This window comes from Rosenbergiella sp. YN46, assembly GCF_036620675.1.
In the GTDB taxonomy this organism is placed as follows: Bacteria; Pseudomonadota; Gammaproteobacteria; order Enterobacterales; family Enterobacteriaceae; genus Jejubacter.
Genome location: NZ_JAZHEE010000086.1, coordinates 1 through 977, shown reverse-complemented (window position 1 = coordinate 977; position 977 = coordinate 1). Strand labels below are relative to the sequence as shown.

Annotated in this window: 1 protein-coding gene; it reads left to right on the top strand. The window is 53.2% G+C overall.

The genetic code is table 11. The features are described 5' to 3' along the window. Nucleotides 1-101: 101 nt before the first annotated feature. The coding region (locus tag V3W49_RS22600; RefSeq protein WP_500148187.1) for an EAL domain-containing protein at nucleotides 102-977 on the top strand (876 nt) is incomplete at its 3' end.

Genomic DNA, 977 nt, shown 5'->3' with positions numbered 1-977 from the left:
AAATTTACTGCTCCTCGTTAAGGCAGCTCTTTACGCCTGATGCCACATTTCAGGACGTCACCCGTTCTGCTAGTGACGGGAAAACCCTGTTGCTGAGCGGGATGAAAGCATTCCCCGGAAAAGTATTTCTGGCGTACATCCGTGGAAATCAGAAAAGTGGTATTGTGGTGACCATTGATGCCTACTGGCTACGACGCTGGTTTGCTGCCGATGGACAGAACGGCATCCTTATTGGCGACAAAGTATTGACCAGAGCGCAGACCATCACTGAATTCGGGTCTGTACGTTCACAAATAACAAATACCCTGAGCTCAGCGTTGTCCGGAGCCAGTGTGGTCTCCTTCCGTCATGACACACCGCATCTGTTTTTCTGGCCGGCGGTGGCGGTACTGATACTGGCCGCCGGCTTACTGACAATTCTGGCGCTGGGGCGGTTTCGCAGAAACGTCTTTCCGACACTCCCACAGCTTGAACAGGCGATTCACGCCGGAGAAATGGTTCCCTGGTACCAGCCCATTATGGATGCCACCACCGGACAGGTGAGAGGAGTGGAGGTCCTGGCACGGTGGCATCATCCCCGGAAAGGAGTACTGCCACCCGACCTGTTTATTCCCCTGGCGGAACGCAGCGGACTGCTTGTTCCCATGACTCAGGCCCTTCTGGACCAGGTCAGGCGGGACATGGACGTTCTCAAATTCCGTCTGCCGGATAAATTTTATATTTCAGTAAATATCAGCGCCACGCCGGAAATAGTTGAGGCGCTTTCCGCCACGCTGACAGGGTTCAGACACGCTTTTCACAACCATCTCAAATTGGTTGTGGAACTGACGGAGCGAACGGCTGTCCGGTCTGACTCCCCGGTCATTGCGTTACTACAGGAGCTGCGTGCCGAAGGGATTGGTATTGCCCTGGATGATTTCGGTACGGCTTATTCCAATATTTCCAAAATCAACAAACTGCCGGTGACCAGTATCAAA